This is a genomic window from Mycobacterium sp. IDUB_39 (assembly GCF_055419205.1).
Genome location: NZ_JBVAXF010000008.1, coordinates 143,197 through 168,039, shown reverse-complemented (window position 1 = coordinate 168,039; position 24,843 = coordinate 143,197). Strand labels below are relative to the sequence as shown.

Genomic DNA, 24,843 nt, shown 5'->3' with positions numbered 1-24,843 from the left:
TAGTTGCCACTTGGTTTCCACCCTGCCGCCACTCGCTGTTGGTGCCTTGCTGATGCTCAGTCGTTACGCTGCCGCGTGACTTCTGGTGATCGCCCATTAGGCTCACCGAACGTGCCGATCGACCCCGCCGCCAACGCTCCGCTGTTGGCCGCCGCCATGCGGAGCCTGTCTCCGCACGCTCCGCTGCTCTCGGAGTTGGGCGCGCTGTTCGCGGAGGCCGGCCACCAGCTGTACCTGGTCGGCGGCAGCGTGCGTGACGCCGTGCTCGAGCGGCCGGTGACCGATCTGGACTTCACCACGGACGCCCGCCCCGACGCCATCAAGCGCATCGTGAGCGGCTGGGCCGACGGTTTGTGGGAGACGGGCATCGAGTTCGGCACGATCGGCCTGACGAAGCGCAAGCTGCGCTTGGAGATCACCACCTTCCGGGCCGACAGCTACGACCAGGTGTCGCGGAACCCGACCGTCGAGTTCGGTGACCGGCTCGAGGACGACCTGGTGCGCCGCGACTTCAAGGTCAACGCCATGGCGGTCGGCATCACGGGCGACGGCATCGGCGAGTTCTTCGACCCGCAGGACGGGTTGGCCGACGCCACCGCCGGTGTGCTGGACACCCCGTCGACGCCTGAGGTGTCGTTCGGCGACGATCCACTGCGCATGCTGCGGGCCGCGAGGTTCGTCTCACAGCTGGGCTTCACCGTCGCCCCGCGGGTGCATGAGGCGATGCAGCGGATGGCCGGTGAACTCGGTCGCATCACCGTCGAGCGCGTCGCCGCCGAACTGGACAAGCTGCTCTCCGGCAAGGACCCGGTGGCCGGTGTCGATCTGATGGTGCAGACCGGGCTCGGCGAGATCGTCCTGCCCGAGATCGGCCAGATGCAGATGGCGATCGACGAACACCATCAGCACAAGGACGTCTACCAGCACTCGCTGACCGTGCTGCGTCAGGCCGTCGACCTGGAGGATTCCAGGGAGAGTCCGGACCTGGTGTTGCGATGGGCGGCGTTGATGCACGACATCGGCAAGCCGGCCACCCGCAGGCACGAGGCCGACGGCGGCGTCAGCTTCCACCACCACGAGGTGGTCGGGGCGAAGATGACCCGCAAGCGGATGCGCGCGCTGAAGTACTCCAAGCAGATGGTCGACGACGTGTCCCAGCTGGTGTACCTGCATCTGCGCTTCCACGGTTACGCGGACGGCACGGGGACCGGCAAGTGGACCGACTCGGCGGTGCGGCGTTACGTCACCGACGCCGGGCCGCTGCTGCCGCAGCTGCACAAGCTGGTCCGCGCGGACTGCACCACCCGAAACAAGCGTCGCGCCGCCCGGCTACAGGCCAACTACGACGACCTCGAGGCGCGGATCGCCGAGCTCGCCGCCAAGGAGGACCTGGCTAGGGTGCGCCCGGACCTCGACGGCAACGAGATCATGTCGATCCTCGGCATCCAGGGCGGACCGGTGGTCGGGCAGGCGTGGAACCACCTCAAGGAATTGCGGATGGAGCGCGGACCCCTCGAGCACGACGAGGCTGTGGCCGAACTTCTGAAATGGTGGAACGCCAGAGGCTAGCGGTGCGTCCAACTCCATATGGACTACTGCATTGGCGACGGTGACGGCGGCGCGAGCATGTCGGCGGCGGAGCCGAACCTCGATATCGACGGTGACGGCACGCTCGACGCGTTCGGACTCGACTTCGACGGTGACGGGCTGGCGGACGACGCGCTGGCCGATCTCGACGGTGACGGGCTCGCCGACCACGCGGTGTTCGACCTCGAGGAGGCGGGCGGGCAGCGCTTCACCGATGACGGGTCGGGCACCTGGGCGGTGAGCGTGGAGCGCGGCGCGCAGTTGCGCTGGTTCGGCCTCGACGGCGCCGAGTCGCTGGGCGGGCCGCTGGTGGACTTCGACGGTGACGGTGAGGTCGATGACCGGTTGCTCGACGCCGACCGTGACGGGTTGGCCGACCGGGTGCTGGCCGGCGCGGTCGCCCATGTCGACACCGATGCTGACGGGCAGTGGGACGTCACGCTGACCGACTCCGATGACGACGGGTTGGCCGACTCGGCGGGTTAGGTTCTTGGGCATGGTGTCCGACGAGGTGGCGGCGTGGCTTCTCGACTCGGACGCCGCGCTGCGTTGGCAGGTCGAACGCGATCTGCTGGCCGCGCCCGAGCAGGTGTGGCGGGGGACGCGGGCCCGGGTCGCCGAGGAGGGTTTCGGGGCGCGAATGCTCGCGCTGCAGGACGCCACCGGCCAGTGGGCTGGTGGGGCATTCTTCCCGGCCGGATTCGACTTCGAGACGGTGGAGGCTGACGGGCAGCCGTGGACGGCGACCACCTGGTCGCTGAACTCGCTGCGCGAGTGGGGCCTGGATCCTGCGGTGCTACGTGCCCGCCGCACACCGGAGCTGATCGCCGAGCACTCGCGCTGGGAATACGAGGATCTCCCGTACTGGGAGGGCGAGGTCGACTGCTGCATCAACGGGTGGACCCTGGCCAACGGAGCATGGCTGGGTGTCGACGTGACGGGTCTGGTCGACTGGTTCACTGCCCACCAACTGGCCGACGGTGGTTGGAACTGCGAGTGGGTGGACGGCTCGACGCGCTCGTCATTTCACTCGACGCTCAACTCGCTCAAGGGATTGCTCGCCTACGACTCTTGCACGGAGACCGACACGACGCGGGCGGTGCGACGCGGTGGCATGGAGTACCTCCTGACGCGTGAGCTCAGCCGACGACTGTCGACGGGCGAACCGGTGGGGCCGTGGACCAACCAGTTTCGGTATCCGCACCGCTGGGCCTACAGCGTCCTCAACGCCGTGGACCACTTCCGCGCGGCAGCGCTCGTGGACGGGACGCCGCCCGATCCGCGGCTTGCGGATGCCGTCGAAATGGTCAGGGCCGCAAGGCAACCCGACGGCCGCTGGCTGCAGGGCCCCCGACTACCCGGTCGGGTGTGGTTTGACGTCGACGTGACCGAGGGTGAGCCGTCGAAGTGGCTCACGCTGTTCGGGACGCGCGTGCTGTCCTGGTGGGACGGGCGCTAGTCGCGACCGGCTCCGGGCGGACCGGCGAATGCCTGCGCGATGGTCAGCCACCGCGCCGCGTCGTCGCCGATGGCCGTCACGTCGAGATCGGCGCGTGGTCTGCGCTGGGTGACCAGCATGCAGAAGTCCTCTGCCGACCCCGTGACGCGCTGCGTGGCGTCGGCGGGACCCCACGACCACGTTGACCCGTCGGGGGCGCGCAGTTCGACCAGGAACGGGTCGGCGGGCGGAGTGAGCCCGTGCACCGTGAACGCGAAGTCGCGGGTGCGGACCCCGATGTGCGCGATCGAGCGCAACCGCGCGCTGGGCACCCGGCTCACCCCGAGCGCGTCGGCGACGTCGAGGCCGTGCGCCCAGGTCTCCATGAGCCGCGCCGTCGCCATGGAGGCCGCGCCCATGGGCGGTCCGAACCAGGGCAGCTTGCGACCGTCGACGACGCGGGGCAGTTCGTCATGCAGCCGGGTGCGGGTGGCCCGCCACTGTGCCAGCAGCTCGGCGGCCGGCAGCGCGGCCAGCTCCTCGGCGCCCGCGTCGACAAAACCGGTGGGATTCTTGGCGGCCTCGGTCAGCAGATCTGCGAAACCGGCCTCGTCGGTGACGGAGACAACCGCCACCCTGTCCGTCCACAGCAGATGTGCGATCTGGTGGGCGATGGTCCAACCCGGGGCGGGGGTCGGGGTGCGCCAGCCCTCATCGGTCAGCCCGGCGACGATTGCATCGAGATCGTCGCTCTCGGCCCGAAGATCGGTGACCACCACGTCGGCTCCAGCCATGGGTTCGACCCTAGACCGGCGCCTCGGACGCCCTGCCGCGCCTGCCGATCGCCGCGTGCGCGGCAAGCCCGATGAGGTAGGCGACGACCCCGGCCACGGCCAGGCCGGGGGAGTCCCCGTCGGCGGGAATGAAGGCGGCGGCAGCCGCGATCGCGCCGATGAACGCCACCCAGAACAACGAGTCCTGCACCGTGAACACGTGACCGCGCAGCGCGTCGTCGACGTCGATCTGCATGGCAGTGTCGGCGCACAGCTTGACCACCTGGCCCAGGGCGCCGAGCAGGAAGCCGCACCCGATCATCATCGGCAGATACAGACCCGAGCCGGCGAGCTGGACTAGCGCGGCCACGGCCAGCGCTCCGTTGACGGTCGCGTAGCGGCCCCACCGCCGAACCGCGGTCGGCGTCACCAGTGTGGCGAGGAACGAGCCGAGACCGGCGGCCCCGACGAACAGCACGACCGTGCCGAGGCCCGCGACGTCCTGGCTGCCGCTGTGTCGGACCAGGATCAGCACTAGGAGCGTGTTGATGCCGAACACCATCCGGTGGGATGCCAGCCCGGCCAGCGTCGCCGAGACCGTCGGCACAGAGGCCACGGTGCGCAGTCCGTAGCCCCAACCCGTCGCCACCACGTAGGCGACCGAGCCGTGCACCGCGCGCAGCGTGTGGTCGGGGCCGAGCACATGCGGTTTGAACCGGATGGAGAACACCAGCGCGAGTGCCACCGGTATCGCGGCCAGGTAGATGATCACCGACCCCCCGGTGTCACCCGAGCCGAACAGCCACCGCGGAAGCAGCATGAAGTAGGCACCGAGGAACGCCGCGACCGCGCCGCACGCGGTGGCTACCGAGTTCATCGTGACGACCTGATCGCGGGGCACCACATGCGGCAGCGCGGCGGACAGCCCAGAGGACACGAACCGGGTGAACCCGTTGACGATCAGCGCGCCGCACAAGATCGGCAGGTCGCCTGCGCCCACCGTCAGCAGCGTGGCCACCACGAGCATGAGCAGTAGTCGTGCCACGTTGGCGCCGACCAGCACCAGGCGGCGGTCCCACCGGTCCAGCAGAGCGCCTGCGAACGGGCCGAGAATCGAATAGGGCAGGAACAACACCGCGAACGCGCCCGCGATGGCCCACGGTCCGACGGCGCGCTCGGGGTTGAACAGCAGCGCGCCGGCGAGGGCAGCCTGAAACAGGCCGTCGCCGAACTGGCTGACCGCGCGCAGTTCGAGAAGGCGCCGAAACTCGGTCATCCCGCGCAGCGACCGCAGTACGGCTAGGTGTCCTCGAGCGTCAGCCACTTCATTCCCGAACTTGTTCGACTCGACGGTCGTCGACCCTTCCCACAGTACAAATATCTCGACGGGCCGCGCCTGTTCGCCACCGCGGCCAGGCCCGAGTGCGATGATGGAGGGGTGGCGCAGTCAGACGAGCCGGAGGACTTCCTTGCCCCCGCAGCGCATCGGGTCCGCGCGGGAACGCTGCTACTCGCCAACACCGATCTGCTGGAACCCACCTTCCGCCGCAGCGTGATCTATGTCGTCGAGCACAATGACGGCGGCACGCTGGGCGTGGTGTTGAACCGGCCCAGCGAGACGGCCGTGCACAACGTGCTGCCGCAGTGGGCCGACCTGGCGATCAAACCCAAGACCATGTTCGTCGGCGGTCCGGTCAAACGGGATGCCGCGCTGTGCCTGACGACGATGCGCGCGGGTATCGACCCGTCCGAGGTGCCGGGGTTACGGCACGTGCAGGGTCGGATCGCGATGGTCGATCTGGACTCCGAACCCGAGTCGATCGCAGCCGTCGTGGAGGGTGTGCGGATCTACGCGGGCTACTCGGGCTGGACAATCGGCCAGCTCGAGGGCGAGATCGAGCGGGACGACTGGATCGTGTTGTCAGCGTTGCCCTCGGACGTGCTCGTCGAACCGCGGGTGGATCTCTGGTCGCGGGTGCTGCGTCGTCAGCCGCTGCCGTTGTCGCTGTTGGCGACCCATCCGATCGACGTCAGCCGCAACTAGGCGCTCGGCGCTTCGCTGCGCTCGGCGCGTCAGCTGCAGGACAGCGTGCAGGACGCGCATGAGCCGGCACAGCCGTCGGCGCCCGAACTGACGCCGGCCATGGACTCCTGACGAGCCGCCTGAGGAGTCTCCTGGGCGGAGTCCTGACAGCACTGCTGGCTTGCCTCGTGGCGGGCCACCATCTTCGCGGCCTGGTAGCACCCGGCGGCGATGGTGCCGATGGCTCCGATGACGCACACGATCAACAGCAGCACGCCGGCACCGGCGGGCGCGGACAGCGCTGCGGCACCGCCTGCGGCCAGCATCACCGAACCCGCCAACTGAGTCGGTGCCACCGAACGCAGGACGCCCCGGACGGGATCGCCGGGCCGAGGCCGCGCCAGCAGCCACACCCCGGTGGCGGCGACGACGGCGGCGGCGCACAGGCACAGCACCGCGGCGATCAGCATGGAGTCGAGGATACGAGCCCGGGCATCCGCCCGACGTCTTGGGGCGGTGCGGACCGTGCCGCGGGCGCCTCTAGCTGGGCAGGCCCGGCACGCCGGGCAGTACGGGCGCCGGAGCGGCCGCGGGTGCGCCGGGCGCCGGCGGCGGGGCGGGCTGCGCGGCGTCCGGTGAGGTCACCCGGAAGCCGTTGACGATCGCATCGGTCGCGTCACCTGCGGCCACCGACACCTGCGCGCTGGTGGTCACCGACAGGGTCACCAGGTAGCGGTCCGGACCGGACTGCGCGATGACATTCCTGCGCGATGTGTTGAGCGTGAGGTTGTTCTGCCGATAGGTGCCCTCGATGATCGACGACGGCATGCCGCCGAAGTCGGCAAGCGACCCGTCGGTGCTGCGCCAGGCCGGCAGCTGCTGGTTCTCGATGAAGCCGTGGCTGATGGCCTCCTTCGGGTCGAAGTCGCCGACGAGCTTGTAGACCACCAGGGCCGCATTGGAGGTGTAGAGGCCGTCGCCGCCGACGCGGTCGGCGAGCACCGCGAACGCGTCGGGGACATTGGGATCGGGCACATGAGCCCAGCCCTGCGGCATCGGAAGCACGATGTTCAGCGCATTGAACCCGTTGCTGACCTGCGGTTCGAGCGTGACGTTGCGTTCCTTGAAGAAGTCGTTGAGCGTGCCGGAGGCCGCCGGGACAATCGTCGGTGCCACTGCGACGGGGACCACGGGGGCGGCCGCGTTGAGGCCCGCGGCGGGTACGGCGCCGGGCGCCTGTGCCGCTGCCGCAACCGGTGCGATGTCCGGCGTGACGGGTGCGGCGGGGGCACCGGCCTGCACCGTGATCGTCTGCGTCACGGTGGCGGGCGCAGGCTGCGGGGGAAGCGGCAGGGTCGGCTCGGCGGACGCAGTGGTACCCGCGAATCCGACGACGCCTGCGACACCCGCGGCGACGCCTCCTGTGACAAGCCCCCAACGGCGGGCATTCGCGAACATCTGACGGCGTTCCTTCCACGTGGTGATGGGGTGACGAGACCCCGGTCATGCTGGTCAGGGGCCGACTGTAACCACGGGTCGTGGTGCGCCACTAGGCCAGGAACAGACCTGCAACCGTCCTCTGACCGGTCTGCAATGGAACCGATACCTAGGCGTCTGCCGGCTGCGCCGTCGGTGGGAGTGGACCGGCCGACCGGTGGTGACGGCGGCCACATGGCGCGGCGAGATTGTTCATCAGGGCGTTGACTACCCTGTTCACGTGACAGACCGGCCCGACAACGTCGACAACAACGACACGTCCGACACCCCCAGGCACCGCTACACCGCGGACCTGGCGGCGACGATCGAGCACACGTGGCAGCAGGCGTGGGCTGATCGGGGCACCTTCAACGTGCCCAACCCGGTCGGGTCACTGGCGCCGACGGACGGTTCGCCGGTGCCCACGGACAAGATGTTCGTCCAGGACATGTTCCCGTACCCGTCGGGCGAGGGTCTGCACGTCGGACACCCGCTCGGATACATCGCGACCGATGTCTACGCGCGCTACTTCCGCATGACGGGGCGCAACGTCTTGCACGCGCTGGGCTTCGACGCGTTCGGTCTGCCCGCCGAGCAGTACGCGGTCCAGACGGGCACACACCCGCGGACCCGCACCGAGGCCAATATCGTCAACTTCCGACGGCAGCTGGGCCGGCTGGGCCTCGGACACGACGCGCGCCGCAGCTTCGCCACCACCGACGTCGACTTCTACAAGTGGACGCAGTGGATCTTCCTGCAGATCTTCAACGCCTGGTTCGACACCACGGCCGACAAAGCCAGGCCGATCGCCGATCTCATCGCCGAATTCGACTCCGGGGCACGCCAACTCGACGACGGCCGGCAGTGGTCGTCGCTGTCCGAGGGCGAGCGCCGCGACGTCATCGACTCCTACCGGCTGGTCTACCGCGCCGACTCGATGGTGAACTGGTGCCCGGGTCTGGGCACGGTGCTCGCGAACGAGGAGGTCACCTCCGACGGCCGCAGCGACCGCGGCAACTTCCCGGTGTTCCGTAAGCGCCTGCGGCAGTGGATGATGCGAATCACCGCCTACAACGACCGGCTGATCGACGATCTCGACGTCCTGGACTGGCCCGACAAGGTCAAGGCCATGCAGCGCAACTGGATCGGACGCTCGACCGGTGCGCAGGTGCGGTTCACCACCGACGTCGGCGATATCGAGGTGTTCACCACCCGACCCGACACCCTGTTCGGCGCCACCTACATGGTGCTGGCACCGGAGCATCCCCTCGTCGATGCGTTGACGGCCCCGGCGTGGCCCGCCGACACCGACACGCGGTGGACCTACGGTGCCGCGAGCCCCGCCGAGGCGATCACGACCTACCGGACCGACATCGCCGCGAAGTCCGATCTGGAGCGCCAGGAGAACAAGTCCAAGACCGGTGTGTTCACCGGCTCCTACGCCATCAATCCCGTGAACGGCCAACGCATTCCGGTGTTCATCGCCGACTACGTGCTGATCGGCTACGGCACCGGCGCGATCATGGCGGTGCCCAGCGGCGACCAGCGCGACTGGGACTTCGCGACGCAGTTCGGCCTGCCGATCATCGAGGTGGTCTCGGGCGGAGACGTCTCCGTGGCGGCCTACAACGGTGACGGTGAACTGGTCAACTCGGACTACCTCAACGGGCTGAGCGTCACCTCGGCCAAGGAGGCGGTCATCGCGAGGCTCGTCGCCGACGGCCACGGGCAGGCGCGTGTCGAGTACAAGCTGCGGGACTGGCTGTTCGCCCGTCAGCGCTACTGGGGCGAGCCCTTCCCGATCGTCTACGACTCCGACGGCCGCGCCCACCCGCTGCCGGATTCGGTTCTGCCCGTGGAACTCCCGGATGTCCCGGACTACGCGCCGGTGCACTTCGACCCCGACGACGCCGACAGCGAGCCCTCCCCGCCGCTGGGCAAGGCCACCGAGTGGGTGCACGTCGAACTCGATCTCGGCGACGGGTTGCAGGACTACACCCGTGACACCAACGTCATGCCGCAGTGGGCGGGCAGCTCCTGGTACGAGCTGCGCTACGCCGACCCGCACAACTCGGAGACGTTCTGCGCCAAGGAGAACGAGGCCTACTGGATGGGGCCCCGTCCCGCCGAGCACGGTGCGGACGACCCCGGCGGCGTCGACCTCTATGTCGGCGGCGTCGAGCACGCGGTGCTGCACCTGCTGTACTCGCGGTTCTGGCACAAGGTGCTCTTCGACCTGGGCCACGTGAGCTCCCGTGAGCCCTACCGCCGGTTGGTCAACCAGGGCTACATCCAGGCGTTCGCCTACACCGACGCGCGCGGATCGTATGTGCCCGCCGCCGAGGTCACCGAACGCGACGGCAAGTTCTACTGGCCCGGCCCCGACGGCGAGATCGAGGTGAACCAGGAGTTCGGCAAGATCGGCAAGAGCCTGAAGAACTCGGTCTCACCCGACGAGATCTGCGATGAGTACGGCGCCGACACCCTGCGCGTGTACGAGATGTCGATGGGCCCGCTGGAGGCGTCGCGACCGTGGGCCACCAAGGACGTCGTCGGCGCGTACCGCTTCCTGCAGCGCGTGTGGCGCGTCGTGGTCGACGAGGAGACCGGCGCCGATCGCGTTGCCGACCACGAGCAGGTCAGCGACGAGACGCTGCGACTGCTGCACAAGACCATCGCCGGCGTCGCGGAAGACTATGTCGCACTGCGTAACAACACCGCGGCCGCCAAGCTCATCGAGTACACCAACCACCTGACCAAGGAGGGCGTGACCGCCCGCGCGGCCGTCGAACCGCTGGTGCTGATGGTCGCGCCGCTGGCGCCGCACCTGGCCGAGGAACTGTGGAGGCGGTTGGGCCACGACGCGTCGCTCGCGCACGGACCCTTCCCGCAGGCCGACCCGGCCTACCTGGTCGACGACACCGTCGAGTACCCGGTGCAGGTCAATGGCAAGGTGCGCAGCCGGATCACCGTGGCTGCCGACGCCGACGCGGATGCCCTGGAGGCCGCCGCGCTGGCCGATGAGAAGGTCGTCGCGTTCCTGGACGGTGCCACGCCGAAGAAGATCATCGTGGTGGCCGGACGCCTCGTCAACATCGTCGCCTAGCCGCGATTTCGGCGCGTTTTCGTTCGCTCAGCGACGGTTTCCGCGCCGAAATCGCAGGGACTAGTGCGGTCGGGGGCGCAGGATCACCTCGTGGACGTGACCGTCCGGCGGGGTGGCGACGGCCTGCGCGACGGCCGCGGCGACAGTGTCGACCGACAGGAACTGCCCGGGGTCGTACTCACGACCCTCGTACGCGATGAGATCGCGCTGCATGTCGGTGTCGATCCGGCCCGGGTGGATGGACGTGACGCGCAGAGCGGGTTCGTCGGCGCGCAATGAGTCGGCGAACGCCCGCAGCGCGAACTTGCTGGCCGAGTAGGACGCCAGCCCGGGTGAGGCGTTGATCCCGGCCCCGGAGTTGATGAACACCACGTGACCGCCGGCATGGCGCAGCGCGGGCAGCAGTGCCAGCGTGAGCGCGACGGCGCCGATGACGTTGACCTCGAAGGTGTCCCGCCACTCGTCGACCGTGGACTCGCCGACCCGGCCGGGTAGCGACACCCCGGCGTTGTGGATCAGCACGTCGAGATCGGTCAGCACCTCGGCGGCGGGCTCGATCGACGCGGGATCGGCCAGGTCCAGCGGCCACGTCGGGGCCCCGAGCCGCTCGGCCACCGCGTCGAGCCGGTCGGACGGGCGGCCCGCCAACAGCAGCGTGTGGGTGGGGGCAAGGGCGGTGGCGATGGCGGCTCCGAGGCCGCCGCCCGCTCCGGTGATCATCGCGGAACGTGTCTGCTCTTCGCGCAAGCGCTCATCGGAAGCCACGCCGCAACGTTACCGAGACCCATCCGTCCTGCGCCGTTCGCCTCGACGTCGCAGAATTGAACCAATGCCTCCCGATCCGACCTTCGCGCCCACGCAGTTGGCGGCCCGCGCCGCCTACCTCCTGCGCGGCAACGACCTCGGCGTGATGACCACCGCCGCACCCCTGCTGTACCCGCATATGTGGAGCTGGGACGCGGCGTTTGTGGCCATCGGGCTGGCCCCGCTGAGCGTCGAACGGGCCGTCGTGGAGCTCGACACCCTGTTGTCGGCGCAGTGGCGTAACGGGATGATCCCGCACATCGTCTTCGCCAACGGCGTCGACGGGTACTTCCCCGGCCCGGCCCGCTGGGCGTGCTCGGCACTGGCGGCCGACGCCCCGCGCAACCGGCACACCTCAGGCATCACCCAGCCGCCGGTGCATGCGATCGCGGTGCAGCGCATCCTCGATCAGGCGCGCACCAGGGGCCGCTCCACCCGCGCTGTCGCCGAGGCGTTCCTGGATCGCCGCTGGCCCGATCTGGTGCGGTGGCACCGATGGCTGGCCGAGGCACGCGACCCCCACTCGCGCGGCCGGGTCACGCTGTACCACGGCTGGGAGTCGGGTATGGACAACTCGCCCCGCTGGGACAGCGCCTACGCCAACGTGATGCCCGGCAATGTGCCCGAGTACCAGCGCGAGGACAACAAGGTCAACACCGACGCCAGCCAGCGCCCGTCGGATCACGAGTACGACCGCTACCTGTGGCTCGTCGAGGAGATGAAGTCGGCACGCTACGACGACGAGCTACTGCCCAAGGTGATGAGCTTCGCGGTCGAGGACGTGTTCGTCTCGGCGGTGCTCTCGGTGGCCTGCACTGTGCTCGCCGAGATCGGCGAGGACTACAAGCGCCCGCTCGCCGACGTCCGCGACCTGTACGCCTGGGCTGAGCGCTTCCGCGCCGGTGTCGTCGAGGCGACCGACCAACGGACCGGCGCGGCAAGAGATTACGACACCCGTGCGGAGCGCTGGATCGCCACCGAGACCGTCGCGCAGTTCGCGCCGCTGCTGTGCGGCGGGCTGCCTCACGACCGGGAGCGCGCGCTGCTGAAGCTGCTCGAGGGGCCGCGGTTCTGCGGACATCCCGACCTCAAGTTCGCCTGCATCCCGTCGACGTCACCGGTGTCGAGGGACTTCCGGTCGCGTGAGTACTGGCGCGGCCCGGTCTGGCCGGTGATGTCGTGGCTGTTCTCCTGGTGCTTCGCACGTCGCGGATGGGCGGAGCGCGCGGCGATGCTGCGTCGCGAGGGATTGCGACAGGCCAGCGATGGCAGTTTCGCGGAGTACTACGAGCCGTTCACGGGCGAGCCGTTGGGCAGCATGCAGCAGTCGTGGACCGCCGCGGCGGTCCTGGACTGGCTGGGGTGACGCCGACGCGGTGCGATCAGCCGTCGGTCTGATCGGCCAGCCGTGTCAGCGGGGCCAGCGCCTCGGCGAGGGTGGTGCGTTCCTCGACGGTGAGTTTGCTCAGCATGGCCGCCAGCGCGGCACGGCGCACCGCGAGAGCCTCGCGGTGCTGGACCAGTCCGCGCGGGGTGACGTCGACGAGAACGGCGCGTAAATCGGAGGGGTCGCGGGAGCGCTTCACCAGCCCGAGTTTCTCGAGTCGGCGGATCGCCACGGTGGTGGTGGGCGTGCGTACGCGCTCGTGGGCGGCGAGCTCGGTCATGCGGATCGGACCGAGGTCGAGAAGCGTCAGCAGGATCGACAATTGCGCCAGCGTCAGGTCGGCACCGGCCTCTGCGCCGGGGGCCTTCGTCTCGCCAGTTCGGCGGAGCACGGAGAACAGCTTGGAGAGCACTTGTTGCAGCTCCCCAGCCAGCTCAGTGACCTGCGGCTCCGTATCCACCATAGTTTGGCAGTCTAACCTGTCACCTCGTGTCAGCAGCCGTTTAGAGCACCTGAGACAGGAACTGGCGCAGCCTGTCGGTCTCGGCGGACTCGAAGAGCTGCTCGGGTGGTCCGGACTCGACGACCCGCCCGTGATCCATGAAGACCACGGAGTCCGCGGTCGATCGGGCAAAGCCCATCTCGTGGGTCACGACCACCATCGTCATACCGTCGGAGGCGAGCTCGGCGATCAGCGCGAGGATGCCCTTCACCAGCTCGGGGTCGAGTGCGGAGGTGGCCTCGTCGAAGAACATCAACTGTGGTGCCATGGCCAGCGCCCTGGCGATCGCCACCCGTTGCTGTTGCCCACCCGAGAGCGTGCCGGGCCGCACCTGCGCCTTGTGCTTCAACCCGACGCGCTCGAGTTGCGCCATACCCAGTTCCGTCGCCTCGTCGACCCCGAGGTGCTTCAACCTGCGCGGTGCCAGCGTCACGTTGTCGAGCACGCTGCGATGCGGGAACAGATTGAACTGCTGGAACACCATGCCGATCCGCTGTCGCAGCTTGTCGGGATTGTCCTTCAGCACCGAGCGGCCGTCGAGCAGGATGTCGCCGCGGTCGGGTTCGTGCAGCCGGTTCAGGGTGCGCAGTAGCGTCGACTTGCCCGATCCCGACGGCCCGATGACCGCCGTGGTGGTGCCGGCGGGCACGTCGACGTCGACGCCGCGGAGCACCGTGTTCACCCCGAAGGACAGGTGAATGTCCTTGCCCGCCAGGGAGACCGGTTCGAAGCCCTTCCCGGGACCGCCTGTCGTACTCACACCATCTCCTGTGTTGTCGCGGGGTTGGCGGGGTCGAGCGGATCGTCGGGCTCGGTCTGCGCGCGTCCGCGTCGCAGGCGCGCATCGATGTAGTTGACGAGGTGGGTCAGCGGGATGGTCAGCGCGAGATAGAAGAACCCGGCGGCCACCAGGGGTGACAGATTGCCGGTCTGCGCGTTGAGATCCCGACCCACCTGGAACAGCTCACGCTGACTGGCGATCAGGCCAAGGAAGTAGACCAGCGAGGACGCCTTGAGCAGCGAGATGAACTGATTCACCAGCGCCGGCAACACGCGCCGGATGCCCTGGGGCACCACCACCAGACGCATCGAGGCGCCGTAGCTGAAACCCAGTGCGCGCGAGGCCTCCAGCTGGCCGGCCTCCACGCTCTGTATGCCGGAGCGAAAGATCTCACCGACGTAGGCGCCAGCCATCAGGCCCAGCGCGGCGATACCAAGCGGGTAGGGGTTGTTGCCGGTCAGTCCGCCCACTATGGGCCCGACGCCCAGCCCGATCAGCAGGATGATGACGACCTCGGGCAGCCCGCGGAAGATGTCGGTGTACACCCGGGCCGGCCAGCGCAGCCAGCGCGAGCGGGAGATACCCGCGATCGCCAGCGCCATGCCGAGGACCAGGCCGATGATGCTGGCCGCGAACGTGAGGATCAAGGTGTTGGGCAGGCCGGTCTTGAACAGGTCGGGGATGGCCTGCCGGTAGAGGTCCCAGTTGAGGAAGGTCTCCTTCAGTTGGGACAGTGTGGATTTCGGCCCGACGGGGGAGTCGGGTGAGGTGGATTCCGCCGTGCGCTCGGCGATCGCCGCGAAGTCGGGAAGCTGGGGAGGCGGAGCCGCCTTCGACCCGGGTTTCCATCCCGGCGGCAGCGCCCGGGGCACCCAGTCGGAGTACAGCCGTGCCCAGGTGCCGTCGGCGATCACCGCGTCGAGGCCGGAGTTGAGCGCGTTGATGAGCGGCTGGTTGGTCTTGTCGACCGCGTAGGCGACGAAGTTGTCCAGGCTGAAAGTGTTCTCGACGATCTGGGCGGGATCACCGGGTTGCACCGTGCCCTGCGCCTGCTGCGAGGGCGCAACCCAGGCGTCGATCTGTCGGGTCTTGAGGCTGCCGTAGACGGTGTTGTAGTCGGGGAACTTGACCGGGTCCAGGCCCAGGGTGTCGACGACGTAGGCCTCCTGCACGGTGCCCTGCACAACGCCGATCCGCTGACCCGGGGCCAACTGGGTGAAGCTGGTGATCGGTGAGCCCGTCGGCACCACCAGGGAGAAGTAGCCGAAGTCGTAGCCGTTGGTGAAGCCGACGGTCTTGCGCCGCGCGTCGGTGGTGGTGATCGATGACGAGCCGACGTCGAAGCGGCGCGACGCGACCTGCGCCAGCAGACCGGAGAAGTCGGTGCCGACGAAGTTCACCCGCAGGCCGAGTTTGTCGGCGATGGCCCGCAGCAGCTCATTGTCGAAACCCGTGAACTGGCCCGCGGAGTTGATGCAGATGCTCGGCGGGGCATCCGACAGCGTGCCGACGGTGAGCACTCCGGGGGTGCCCAAGCCCAGCGCCGCGATGTCGACGGTATCGAGGGGTTCCACAGTCGGCGTGGTGTACCGATCGGACTCGGGTCCCTTGGCGGCCGCGGCCAGGTTGGTCGGCAGCGCACTCGCGCTCTCCTCACCCGGTGGCGCGCACTGGTCGTCGTTGGCCAGCGCGGTCGGCGCCAGGCCGAGGCCACAGATGATCGCCAACACCATTGCCAGCACGGTCGCCCGGAGAACCCCGTCGCGTGTCATCGTGAAAACGTAACGAAAGCGGTCCCGGGAATGAGCCCCTTCCCCTCATTCAGAACGCAATGGATGGGTTTGGTGTCTCTGTGACGGCGGGAGCACGCCGCGCCGGATCAGCTCGGACACCATGATCTGGCCCATCAGCAGGGACCGCTCCTCGCATGCGGCGCGGGCCTGGTCGGCATCCCGACCCGTGATGGCGGTGAACTCGGTCTCGTAGAACGGCAGCAGCTCGTCATGGCTGTCGGTGTAGACCTTCCAGAAGGTCTGCGGCATCAGTGTCGCGGCGGAGTGGATGGCCGCCAGCAGTCTGGGGCCGGCGTAGGTGTCGTTGACGATGCGGCGGAACTTCGCCGCGGACTGCTGGAAACCCTTGGACTCCATGCGGTTACGCAGATTCTCCAGCACCTTGCCGAGGCGCTCCGCCAGCTCGTCGGTGGGGTCGGTGGCGGCGCGGGCCGAGGCGATGCCGTTGAGCACGCCGTCGAGCTCGTAGTGCTCCAGCACGGCCCGGTGGTCGAAGCGCTCGATGTAGGCGCCGCGGTGGTACCGGGTCGAGAGGATGCCGTCGTGCTCGAGTTGGATGACGGCCTCCTGCACCGGCACGCGGCTCAGGCCCAGCTCCTCGGCGATCTCGTTGCGATCGAGGCGGTCCCCAGAGCGGAGTTTTCCAGTCAGAACCAGGTTGACGATGTGACCGACAACCTGATCCTTCTCTTTGACCCCGTACTTCTTGGGCATAGCTCTTTGGAGTGTCTCACGGGGTTGGCGTCCGGGGAATGGGTCGCACTGCGCGCGTACGGCGAGTGATAGTCGACGCACTCATTGACTATAGTCAGCCACAATACTCCGAGGAGGCTCGATAGTGGCGATGTTGAGACCGGGTCGGAAGGTCGGTGGACTGCCCGACGAGGCGCACGACGAGGCGTCCCGCGCCGCGCAACGCCAGGCCGACCGCTGGCTGATCTCGGGGTCGCTGCTCATCGGCACTGCGGTGCTCGGCATCTTCGGACTGCCGCTGTTCCTGCGAGGCGTCTGGCTGTTGCGGCGGGCCCAACGTGAGGGGCTCTCCGTGCGGCCCATGATCGTCACGCTGATCGGTTATCTGGTGATAATCGACGCCGCGATCAACACCGTCGGGTGGGCTCTGGACTTGATGGCCAACCACAGCCTGCTCGCCCGGGTGTTGCTGAACGGGTGGGGAAACATGTTTAACGCGGGGTACTTCTGGCACTACAACGAACTCTGGATGGGCGGCGCGGCCGGGCCGGGGGAGAAGGCCATGGAGGTCGGGATGATCCTGACGGTCTTCACAATGCGGATCGCAGCGGGGATCGGGTTCCTGCAGATGAAGCGGTGGGGCCACCAGTGGATGATCATCACCTGCTGGATGGGTGTGCTGATCTGGATCACCTACGTGTTCAACATGACGATGTACGCCGACGTGCGTTTCGCGGGCACGGTCTTCCCGGTCGTCGGCTGGTGGCTGTACGACATCTTCTACATCACGCCGTTCCTGGCCATCCCGTACCTGCACACCGTCAACAGGGAGATCTTCTCCGACTGAGACACTGGCGTCGCGGCAGGTGCCCAGACGAGCCACATCGATTCAGGTCAGTGACTGAACTCAAAATAGCATGCGTTCGACTGTCCTGGCGGGGCGGCGCTGACCTGGCCATTGACGAGATGCCAAGTCAGATACCGTCGCCACGGGAAGAATTTAGTTGACTTCAGTCAGGCAGAAGTTTAGAAAGGGTGAACCATGACGGCCAGCCGAATCCCGAAGGTCTGCAACCGCATCCACACCCGGTCAACGGAGAGGTCGACACGTGGACTACGTCTGGGAGATTCTCCGGTACGTCGCAGCCTGGGGCGGAACCGGTTTGATCATCTGGTTCTGGTACTGGATGTTCTCCAACATCGGCACGTTCTGACTGCGACGCCTGACGTGGAGACGCCGCGTGATGCCTGAGTTCGACGGGTCCGCGATGGGCGTAGAGCGCAGCACGTCCCTCACGGCGGTCGCGTTGAGCGATGAGCGCAGGCGGGGTGTCCGCCTGGTGAGCGGACAACACCGCGCCTTCGGGCTGAGCTCCGCGCGCGCGTTCGTTTACGTGCCCTATCCGCACGCTGGCTGGACCAGACGCACCGTGACGTGCGGTATTGCGCTTCAGTGTTCGCCGTCCAAGGATCGGCTCGCCGCCTATCGCCTTAACGAGTTGTCCACAGATGAGCTGAGGACGCTGACGCTGGTCGAGGCCGAAGTGGCACTCGGCTGGATCGCATCGAGGTGGCCCGGCCTGCTGACCGAATTCCACCGCGTACTACCCGATCTCCTGCCCGAGGACCGCGACATGGACGCGGCGTCAATGATTCGGCGCGCTGTCGACTTGGCCCGCGCCGGTGATCGACGTACCCACCATCCACTGCTCGGTCGGCTGCCCGCTGCGTACACCGCACCCAGCGGGCTGACGGACAGACTGCGCCGACAGTTCGGCAGAATGCCGTGGACCACCAACCAGAAGCGCATGCCACGGCCGTACTCCGTGCCCGTCGGCGGAGACGGCGGCGTGCGCAACCCCAACCTTCCGCCGCCGAGCCGGCCCGACGACGACGACATCGACGTCACGCCGCAGCGTCGTCCCGGCATCCCGTACCCGGAGTGGAACGCGTGGACCGAGAGCTTCTTGCCCGACCACGTCGCAGTGCTCGAAATCGCCAGCGACACCGGGATCGGTGAGTCCACGACGGCGTCGGCTGATCTCAGGAAGTGGTTCGAAGAGCACACCCACCGGGCGATGACCAACCGGCTCGAGGACGGTGCCGACCTCGACGTCGACGAGTATGTGGGGCACTACGTCGACCTCCGGACCGGTCAAGCGACGGAGCCGCGGGTCTTCCGGGAGCTGATGCCGCGCCACCGCGACGTCAGCACGGCGCTGCTGCTCGACGGGAGTTCCTCGCTTGGCGTGCACGGCGGACAAGTGTTCCGGCTCGAACTCGCATGCGCCGACGCTCTTTCCCGCGCTATGACACACGCCAGGGAACGACACGGCATCTTCGTATTCACCGGCAACACGCGTCATCGGGTCGAGGTCCGCTGCCTCAAGGCCTTCGAGGATCGACGTTTCATCCCCCCGAGCAGGGCGGGTCTCGCCACCGCCGGATACACCCGCCTCGGCGCGCCGCTGCGCCATCTCACCAGCCGGCTGCTCGCGCAGCCGTCCGAGCGGCGCCTGCTCATCGTCATCGGCGACGGGCTCATCTCCGACGAGGGCTACGAGGGCCGCTACGCCTGGGCCGACGCGGCGCATGCCGTCGAGGAGGCCAACGACGCCGGGGTTTCGGTCTACTACATAGGGGTGGGGCCGACGCGCGTCGATCCGCTACCGGAGGTGTTCGGATCCCGCCGTTCGCAACGCATCCGACGCGTCGAGGACCTTCCGCGGGTGTTGGCCCATGTGCATCGCGAGCTGGTCACCGCATGACCGGCGCCGGGAGGAGGCGATGACCACCGACACGTACTACGCGAACGGCAACGAAGTCCGCCTGTTCGAGCAGGCGTACCGGCGTCAGATCCCGGTCATGCTCACCGGGCCGACGGGATGTGGCAAGACGCGTCTTGTCGAACACATGGGTTCGTTGCTTGCTCGACCCGTGGTCACGGTCAGCTGTCATGACGACCTCACCAGTTCGGACCTCGTCGGCAGATTCATGGTCACTGGCGGCGACGTCACGTGGACCGACGGCCCGTTGACGCGCGCAGTCAAGACCGGTGCCATCTGCTATCTCGACGAGGTGGTCGAGGCACGGCACGACTCGTTGGCCGTCCTGCACTCGCTCACCGACCACCGGAGGTCGCTGTTCCTCGACCGCGTCGGCGAAGTCGTCTGCGCTCCAGCAGAATTCATGCTGGTGTGTTCCTACAACCCGGCATATCGTAGCTCGCTGAAAGAACTCAAGCCGTCGTTCCGTCAGCGGTTTGCGACACTGCCGATGAGCTATCTGGGGCCGGCCCGCGAGGCCGACGTGATTGTCGCAGAGACGGGGATCGACCGCCTCGCCGCCGAACGCCTGGTCCAGTGCGCGCTCGCGATCCGCACGGCGGATTCGGCATTCCACTTCGAACCGCCGTCCACCCGCGTGCTCGTCACTGCCGCACATCTGATCGCCGCGGGCGCCACCGAGATGGATGCCGCCGAGGCCTGCATCCTCGCTCCGCTCAGCACCGACGGGGTGATCACCGACGGACTGCGCGAAGTCGCGGCGGCCTGCCTGCCCACAGCCGACGCCCCGGGTGGCCGGCCACACTAGGAAGGAGTTCGACGTGGTCGATCAACGGGAGAAGAAGCGGAAGCGGGCGCTGATCGTCTTCCAGGTATTTATCTACGGCTACCTGCTGGTGATGTTCCTGATCCAGATGTACATGTCATTCGCCAGGGGCTGGTGGGGGTTGTGAACCCGGCGGGATCCGTGACGAGCCTTGACGGTCACCACGAACGATCGCGCGGCGCCCAACGGCGAGCCGACAAGTGGATGATCGTCGGTGCCGCCCTGATGGGCATGTGGGTGCCCGGGCTGATCGGCTTCCCGATCTTCATGCGCGGGGTGTGGATTCAGCGGCAGGCCCTCCGAGCGGGACTGTCGGTACGCCCGATGATCGTGACCCTCATCGGCTATCTGGTGTTGATCGACGGTGCGCTCAACAGCCTGGGCTGGGCTCTGGACCTGGTGGCCAATCACACCCTGATCAATCGGGTGCTGATGGTGGGCTGGGGCAACATGTTCGACGCCGGCTACTTCTGGCACTACAACGAGCAGTGGGTCGGTGGTGCCGCGGGTCCAGGCGAGAAGGCCTACGTCGGTGGCCTGATCCTGACGGTGTTCGCGATGCGGTGCGCCGCCGCGATCGGGTTCCTTCAGATGAAACGGTGGGGTCACCAGTGGATGATCGTCACCTGCTGGATGGGTGTTGTGATCTGGACGGCCTACGTGTTCAACATGACCATGTACGCCGACGTCCGCTTCGCGGGCACGGTCTTCCCGGTCATTGGCTGGTGGCTGTACGACATCTTCTACATCACGCCGTTCCTGGCCATCCCGTACCTGCACACCGTCAACCGCGAAATATTCTCAGACTGACGTCTCAAGGAGCCCACCCGTGACGACCACGCCGCCCACGACGACCGACGACCCCTCGGCCGACGATCTGCCACCCGGCACCACGCCCTACTACGCGCGTATGCACAAGTGGATCAAGCGCGCGGTGCTGGTGTGCCTGGTGGCGCTGGTCATCGAGGGTGCCTTCACACTGCCGTTCATGGCGGTCTACTACGGGTATCCGACGCTGAGCCTGACGCAGATCTGCAGTGAGCTGCTGAAGGTCAGGTACTCCGATGACGCGCTGGAGTGCAAGTACCCCTATCCGCCGCTGGGACCGCCGGAGGGTGCCGAGGGCCGGGACACCGCGCGCGACGAGTGGGGCATCCAGCCCATCCCGAAGTACGACCGACTCGGCTTTCGTGAACTCGTCCATCGCTACGAGGAGCGTCAGGCGCGAGAAGCGGCCTCCCAGACGTGAATTCAGGAGACGACGACGGCCCGACTATGCGCGAACGGCCTGCAGGTTCCGCTTGACGTAGTCCGCGATCATGTCGCTGCGGTTCTCCCAATTGGCCGTGGTGGTCAGCAGTGCATACAGACCGAGCAGAAAGAACACCGCGCTGTTCATCGGGAGAACGTCGGCCGCGACCTCGCCGCGTTTCTGGGCGAATTCGATCTCGCGCGCCACCAAGACGATGAGGGCGTGGTCTTCGCCGCTCTCGGACTGCGGCCGAGTCGGCGAAAAGTGAAGAGCCAAGAGGTCTTTGAACAGTACCGGGCCAATTCTGCGCTCGATCGCGAGCACGAGGCGCACGGCCTCGTCGAAAGCGGCAGCCAGATCGTGCTCAGCCGCGACGAACTTCCCGAACTGGGTGGCGATGCGCTCTTCCTCGCGATGCTCCATCTCGAGCAACACGTGTTCCTTGGTGGGGAAGTGGAAGAAGAAGGTTCCGTGCGCGACACCGGCGGAGGCGACGATGGCAGCCACATCGGCCTCCGCCATGCCGGCACGCTTGAACTCAGCGACTGCTGCGCCGAGTAGCCGCTCGCGCGTTTGCAGGCGCCTCGCCTGCCGCACGGACACCCCGTCGGACACCGCCATGGTCGTGCTTCCTGTCTACCCTGGACCAGGCCACCCGGTCATCGACAAGCTACCAGCAGCCTTGCTGACTTCACTCAGCGAAATGCGCGGTACATGGGCTGAATCGGATTAGCCCCCGGCCCGTTCGTCACGCCACCGGCACAGTGCCTGGGCCGCCGTCAGGTCGTAGTCGGGGCCGTTCACACCGACCGTGAGCAGGCTAACGCCCAGGTCGACGAGCCCCGTGGCGTTGGCGAGCAGCGCGTCGAGGGCCTCGCCGCGCAGGACGCCGCTGTTGTCCTCCACGCCGGCCGCGCGCTCGATGGTCGACGGGTCGCGGCCCACGTCGGCGCAGTGCCGGTCGAGTACGGCGGCCTTGCCCGGGTAGGTCTCCGCGGTGGTGAACCCGTGCCACGTGTGGGCGTACTGCGCGACCATCCGCAGGGTCTTCTGCTCACCCTGGCCGCCGATCAGGATCGGGATGTCGCGCACCGGCGCGGGGTTGAGCTTGGCCAGCCGGGACGTGATGCGCGGCATGGCGGCGGCCAGGTCGTTGAGCCTGCTGCCGACGGTGCCGAAGTCATAGCCGTACTCGTCGTAGTCCTTCTGCTTCCAGCCCGACCCGATGCCGAGGATCAGCCTGCCGTCGGAGATGTTGTCAACGGTGCGCGCCATATCGGCGAGCAGTTCGGGGTTGCGGTAGGAGTTGCAGGTCACCAGCGCGCCGATCTCGATGCGCGAGGTCTGCTCGGCCCACGCGCCGAGCATGGTCCAGCACTCATAGTGCGCGCCGTCGGGATCGCCGTACAGCGGGAAGAAGTGGTCCCAGTTGAAGGCGATGTCGACGCCCATGTCCTCACACCGTCGGAGGGCATCTCGGAGGTGGCCGTAGTTCGGGGAGTGCTGGGGTTGCAACTGGACGCCGATGCGAATGGGGAGGCTCATACCCCGATGTTGCCACCGTCGCGCCACACCGCGACCACCGAGGGCCTGGCCGTTCCGTTGTTCCCCTCGGGCCAGCGCGACAGCGGGTTGTCGATGCTGTTGTCGTCGTTCTCGCCGGGGTGCTGCACGCACACCGTGACGAGGTCGTCGGTGATGACCGGCCCGCACGTCTCCGCGCCGAGCGGAACGGTGAGGAACTGCCTTGTCTCACCACGATTGGGGCCCTCGAGTGCGACGGCGAAGAGCCCGTCGTTGGAGTCGAGCGCATTGCCGTCGGTCGAGATCCACAGGTTGCCGTGGTTGTCGAACGCCAGATTGTCGGGGCAGGAGATGGGGCTGACCTTGGTCTTGTCGAACCCGCCGTAATAGGTGTCCGCGGCGGCGGGATCACCACAGACCAGCAGGAGATCCCACGTGAAGGTGGTGCCGCCGTGATCGTCGGTGATCTCGAGGACCTGGCCACTCTTGTTGTCGTTGCGAGGATTAGCCGCATCGGGCCCGGCCTCACCGGGGACGCCACGCTCGTCATTGTTGGTCAGCGCGACGTACACCTTGCCGGTCTTGGGGTTGGCCTCGAAGTCCTCGGGCCGGTCCATCTTGGTGGCGCCGGCCTTGTCGGCGGCGAAGCGGGTGAACACCGCGGCCTCCTGTGCGGTGACGCCGGGGATCAGTGACTCGCCCCGGCCGTCGGGACCCGTGCGCAGCAACGGGATCCAGGTGCCCGCACCGGCGAACGAGCCGCTCGCCGGCAGCGTGCCCGAGCCGTCGATCTCGCCGGCCGGGATGTCGCTGGACAGCTTCGCGACGTACAGCGTGCCCTCGTCGAGGATCGTCATGTTGTGCGCCATCGCGGCACCGTCCTGTCCGGGCATGACCTTCTTGCTCGACACGAACTTGTACATGTAGTCGAACCGCTCGTCGTCGCCGGTGTAGGCGACGACGGTGCCGTCGTCGGTGACGTGGATGGTGGCGCCCTCGTGCTTGAACCGGCCCAGCGCACTGTGTTTCACGGGTGTGGATGCGGGGTCCCACGGATTGACCTCGACGATGTAGCCGAACCGGTTGACCTCGTTGGGGGTGGCGGTCAGGTCGAAGCGGGGATCGAAGCTCTCCCAGAGCAGTTCGGACGGTGCAGGTTTGACGCCGTAGCGCTTGAACTGGTCACTGACGACCGGGCTGGGTGCGGCAGTGCCCTCGGTGGCGCCGAAGTAGGTGTGGAAGTTCTCCTCGCCGGAAAGGACCGTGCCCCAGGGGGTTACGCCGCCCGCGCAGTTGGCGAACGTACCGGCGATGCTGCGACCGGTCGGGTCGGCTGCGGTCTTGACGAAGTCGGTGCCCGCGGCGGGACCCGTCAGCGTCATCGGGGTGTCGGCGGTGATGCGACGGTTGTAGCGGCCCAGCACCGGCCGCAGCCCGTCCGGTGTGCGCTCGACCTCGACCACCGACAGGCCGATCGCGGCGATCTCGACGTCGAACTGCGCGCGGGTGGGGGCGGCGGCGTCATAGCCGGTGAACATGAACTGCGGGGTGACGTACTCGTGGTTGGTGACGAGCAGGAAGCGGTTGGCCGAGCCCTCGATGGGCAGCAGTCCGGCGAAGTCGTTGTTGAAGCCGAACTGGCCGCGTTGTGCGTCGGCCGTCTGGGCGTTGACGTCGAATGCGGGTGCGCCGGGCAGCACCGGATCGCCCCAGCTGATGACGACGGCCTGGCGGTAGCCGTCGGGGATGACGACGACGTCCTCGCTGTTGGGTGCGATCGCGGTGAAGTTCATCCCCGGCGGGTTGGGCACCAGCTCGGGTGACGAGGTGGGCGTGGCCTGCGGGGCGTCGGTCGAGCATGCGGCCAGCGCGGAGCCGGCGCCGACGGCCAGCACGGCCACTCCGGCGGCCTTGAGCGCCGAGCGGCGGGTCAGCGCCGCGACGATGTCGCCGAAGTACTCGTTGTCACTGGTGTTCGGCGCGGGGTGAAAGCACGCCTGCCCGCACTTGTAGCGACAGGTGATGCGCTGCCGCGACGAGCGGCCCTCATGGGTGACGAGCAGGTTCAACGGGACGAGTGCCATCGAGCAGG

At 67.8% G+C, this 24,843-nt stretch carries 24 protein-coding genes; 12 read left to right on the top strand and 12 right to left on the bottom strand.

From position 1 onward, the window contains the following. The first annotated feature begins 156 nt into the window (after positions 1-156). From ACZY0X_RS26965 to ACZY0X_RS26955, 3 genes are read left to right on the top strand one after another with little or no spacing between them, the layout of a single operon-like run. Positions 157-1,569, top strand: a complete 1,413-nt coding sequence (locus ACZY0X_RS26965; RefSeq protein WP_463774858.1) for a CCA tRNA nucleotidyltransferase — start codon at positions 157-159, stop codon at positions 1,567-1,569. A gap of 18 nt (positions 1,570-1,587) precedes the next feature. Further along, positions 1,588-2,073, top strand: a complete 486-nt coding sequence (locus ACZY0X_RS26960) for a pullulanase (protein WP_463774785.1) — start codon at positions 1,588-1,590, stop codon at positions 2,071-2,073. A gap of 10 nt (positions 2,074-2,083) precedes the next feature. Further along, complete coding sequence (locus tag ACZY0X_RS26955; protein ID WP_463774784.1) at positions 2,084-3,046, top strand: prenyltransferase/squalene oxidase repeat-containing protein; 963 nt, start codon at positions 2,084-2,086, stop codon at positions 3,044-3,046. On the opposite strand, the gene ACZY0X_RS26950 is transcribed toward ACZY0X_RS26955, so the two are convergent. After that, a complete protein-coding gene (locus tag ACZY0X_RS26950; protein ID WP_463774783.1) occupies positions 3,043-3,819 on the bottom strand; it encodes a TIGR03084 family metal-binding protein in 777 nt (258 codons plus the stop codon). The two genes, ACZY0X_RS26955 and ACZY0X_RS26950, sit on opposite strands and share 4 nt — an antisense overlap. 10 nt (positions 3,820-3,829) lie before the next feature. Beyond that, positions 3,830-5,122: an MFS transporter gene (locus ACZY0X_RS26945; protein WP_463774781.1), complete on the bottom strand. Its 1,293-nt coding sequence runs from the start codon at positions 5,120-5,122 to the stop codon at positions 3,830-3,832. A gap of 114 nt (positions 5,123-5,236) precedes the next feature. Between ACZY0X_RS26945 and ACZY0X_RS26940 the strand changes: the two genes are divergently transcribed. Then, a complete protein-coding gene (locus tag ACZY0X_RS26940; protein WP_463774780.1) occupies positions 5,237-5,842 on the top strand; it encodes a YqgE/AlgH family protein in 606 nt (201 codons plus the stop codon). A gap of 29 nt (positions 5,843-5,871) precedes the next feature. Here the strand turns inward: ACZY0X_RS26940 and ACZY0X_RS26935 are convergent, their stop codons facing one another. Together ACZY0X_RS26935 and ACZY0X_RS26930 are read right to left on the bottom strand one after the other, a co-directional pair. Continuing rightward, on the bottom strand, positions 5,872-6,291 hold the full coding sequence (locus ACZY0X_RS26935; RefSeq protein WP_463774778.1) for a hypothetical protein: 420 nt from the start codon (positions 6,289-6,291) through the stop codon (positions 5,872-5,874). Between the two features lie 70 nt (positions 6,292-6,361). Further along, a complete protein-coding gene (locus ACZY0X_RS26930; RefSeq protein ID WP_463774777.1) occupies positions 6,362-7,279 on the bottom strand; it encodes an LpqN/LpqT family lipoprotein in 918 nt (305 codons plus the stop codon). Between the two features lie 259 nt (positions 7,280-7,538). Between ACZY0X_RS26930 and leuS the strand changes: the two genes are divergently transcribed. Further along, positions 7,539-10,403 carry a leucine--tRNA ligase gene (leuS, locus tag ACZY0X_RS26925; protein WP_463774775.1) on the top strand — a complete coding sequence of 955 codons (2,865 nt, stop codon included), beginning with the start codon at positions 7,539-7,541 and terminating at the stop codon, positions 10,401-10,403. A 60-nt stretch (positions 10,404-10,463) separates the two neighbouring features. Here the strand turns inward: leuS and ACZY0X_RS26920 are convergent, their stop codons facing one another. Continuing rightward, complete coding sequence (locus ACZY0X_RS26920) at positions 10,464-11,123, bottom strand: SDR family oxidoreductase (protein WP_463774857.1); 660 nt, start codon at positions 11,121-11,123, stop codon at positions 10,464-10,466. A 109-nt stretch (positions 11,124-11,232) separates the two neighbouring features. Here ACZY0X_RS26920 and ggh point away from each other — a divergent pair, with 109 nt between their 5' ends. Then, the gene (gene ggh, locus ACZY0X_RS26915) at positions 11,233-12,573 is read left to right on the top strand and encodes a glucosylglycerate hydrolase (RefSeq protein WP_463774774.1); all 1,341 of its coding nucleotides are present in this window, start codon (positions 11,233-11,235) and stop codon (positions 12,571-12,573) included. A 16-nt stretch (positions 12,574-12,589) separates the two neighbouring features. On the opposite strand, the gene ACZY0X_RS26910 is transcribed toward ggh, so the two are convergent. The 4 genes from ACZY0X_RS26910 to ACZY0X_RS26895 all read right to left on the bottom strand — a co-directional run bounded on the left by ACZY0X_RS26910 (position 12,590) and on the right by ACZY0X_RS26895 (position 16,384). Continuing rightward, a complete protein-coding gene (locus ACZY0X_RS26910) occupies positions 12,590-13,057 on the bottom strand; it encodes a MarR family winged helix-turn-helix transcriptional regulator (protein WP_463774773.1) in 468 nt (155 codons plus the stop codon). A 40-nt stretch (positions 13,058-13,097) separates the two neighbouring features. After that, a complete protein-coding gene (locus ACZY0X_RS26905; RefSeq protein ID WP_463774771.1) occupies positions 13,098-13,856 on the bottom strand; it encodes an amino acid ABC transporter ATP-binding protein in 759 nt (252 codons plus the stop codon). After that, positions 13,853-15,610, bottom strand: coding sequence for an ABC transporter substrate-binding protein/permease (locus ACZY0X_RS26900; RefSeq protein WP_463774855.1), 1,758 nt, complete (start codon positions 15,608-15,610; stop codon positions 13,853-13,855). The genes ACZY0X_RS26905 and ACZY0X_RS26900 overlap by 4 nt, the downstream gene beginning before the upstream one ends. A gap of 84 nt (positions 15,611-15,694) precedes the next feature. Further along, complete coding sequence (locus ACZY0X_RS26895) at positions 15,695-16,384, bottom strand: GntR family transcriptional regulator (protein WP_463774769.1); 690 nt, start codon at positions 16,382-16,384, stop codon at positions 15,695-15,697. Positions 16,385-16,514: 130 nt separating this feature from the next. Here ACZY0X_RS26895 and ACZY0X_RS26890 point away from each other — a divergent pair, with 130 nt between their 5' ends. The 6 genes from ACZY0X_RS26890 (at position 16,515) to ACZY0X_RS26865 (ending at position 21,224) form a co-directional block, all read left to right on the top strand. Continuing rightward, a complete protein-coding gene (locus ACZY0X_RS26890) occupies positions 16,515-17,210 on the top strand; it encodes a hypothetical protein (protein WP_463774854.1) in 696 nt (231 codons plus the stop codon). A 397-nt stretch (positions 17,211-17,607) separates the two neighbouring features. Next, positions 17,608-19,131, top strand: a complete 1,524-nt coding sequence (locus tag ACZY0X_RS26885; RefSeq protein ID WP_463774768.1) for a nitric oxide reductase activation protein NorD — start codon at positions 17,608-17,610, stop codon at positions 19,129-19,131. A gap of 19 nt (positions 19,132-19,150) precedes the next feature. Next, entirely contained in the window at positions 19,151-19,957 is an 807-nt protein-coding gene (locus ACZY0X_RS26880; RefSeq protein ID WP_463774766.1) for an AAA family ATPase, read from the top strand. Positions 19,958-19,970: 13 nt separating this feature from the next. Further along, on the top strand, positions 19,971-20,102 hold the full coding sequence (locus ACZY0X_RS26875; RefSeq protein WP_463774765.1) for a hypothetical protein: 132 nt from the start codon (positions 19,971-19,973) through the stop codon (positions 20,100-20,102). A 77-nt stretch (positions 20,103-20,179) separates the two neighbouring features. Beyond that, complete coding sequence (locus tag ACZY0X_RS26870) at positions 20,180-20,785, top strand: hypothetical protein (RefSeq protein WP_463774853.1); 606 nt, start codon at positions 20,180-20,182, stop codon at positions 20,783-20,785. Between the two features lie 100 nt (positions 20,786-20,885). After that, positions 20,886-21,224, top strand: a complete 339-nt coding sequence (locus tag ACZY0X_RS26865; protein ID WP_463774851.1) for a hypothetical protein — start codon at positions 20,886-20,888, stop codon at positions 21,222-21,224. A 24-nt stretch (positions 21,225-21,248) separates the two neighbouring features. On the opposite strand, the gene ACZY0X_RS26860 is transcribed toward ACZY0X_RS26865, so the two are convergent. The 3 genes from ACZY0X_RS26860 to ACZY0X_RS26850 form a co-directional block, all read right to left on the bottom strand. Then, on the bottom strand, positions 21,249-21,848 hold the full coding sequence (locus ACZY0X_RS26860; RefSeq protein ID WP_463774763.1) for a TetR/AcrR family transcriptional regulator: 600 nt from the start codon (positions 21,846-21,848) through the stop codon (positions 21,249-21,251). A gap of 108 nt (positions 21,849-21,956) precedes the next feature. Next, complete coding sequence (locus tag ACZY0X_RS26855) at positions 21,957-22,772, bottom strand: LLM class F420-dependent oxidoreductase (protein ID WP_463774762.1); 816 nt, start codon at positions 22,770-22,772, stop codon at positions 21,957-21,959. Further along, positions 22,769-24,835, bottom strand: coding sequence for a PhoX family protein (locus tag ACZY0X_RS26850; RefSeq protein WP_463774760.1), 2,067 nt, complete (start codon positions 24,833-24,835; stop codon positions 22,769-22,771). The genes ACZY0X_RS26855 and ACZY0X_RS26850 overlap by 4 nt, the downstream gene beginning before the upstream one ends. Positions 24,836-24,843 lie beyond the last annotated feature (8 nt).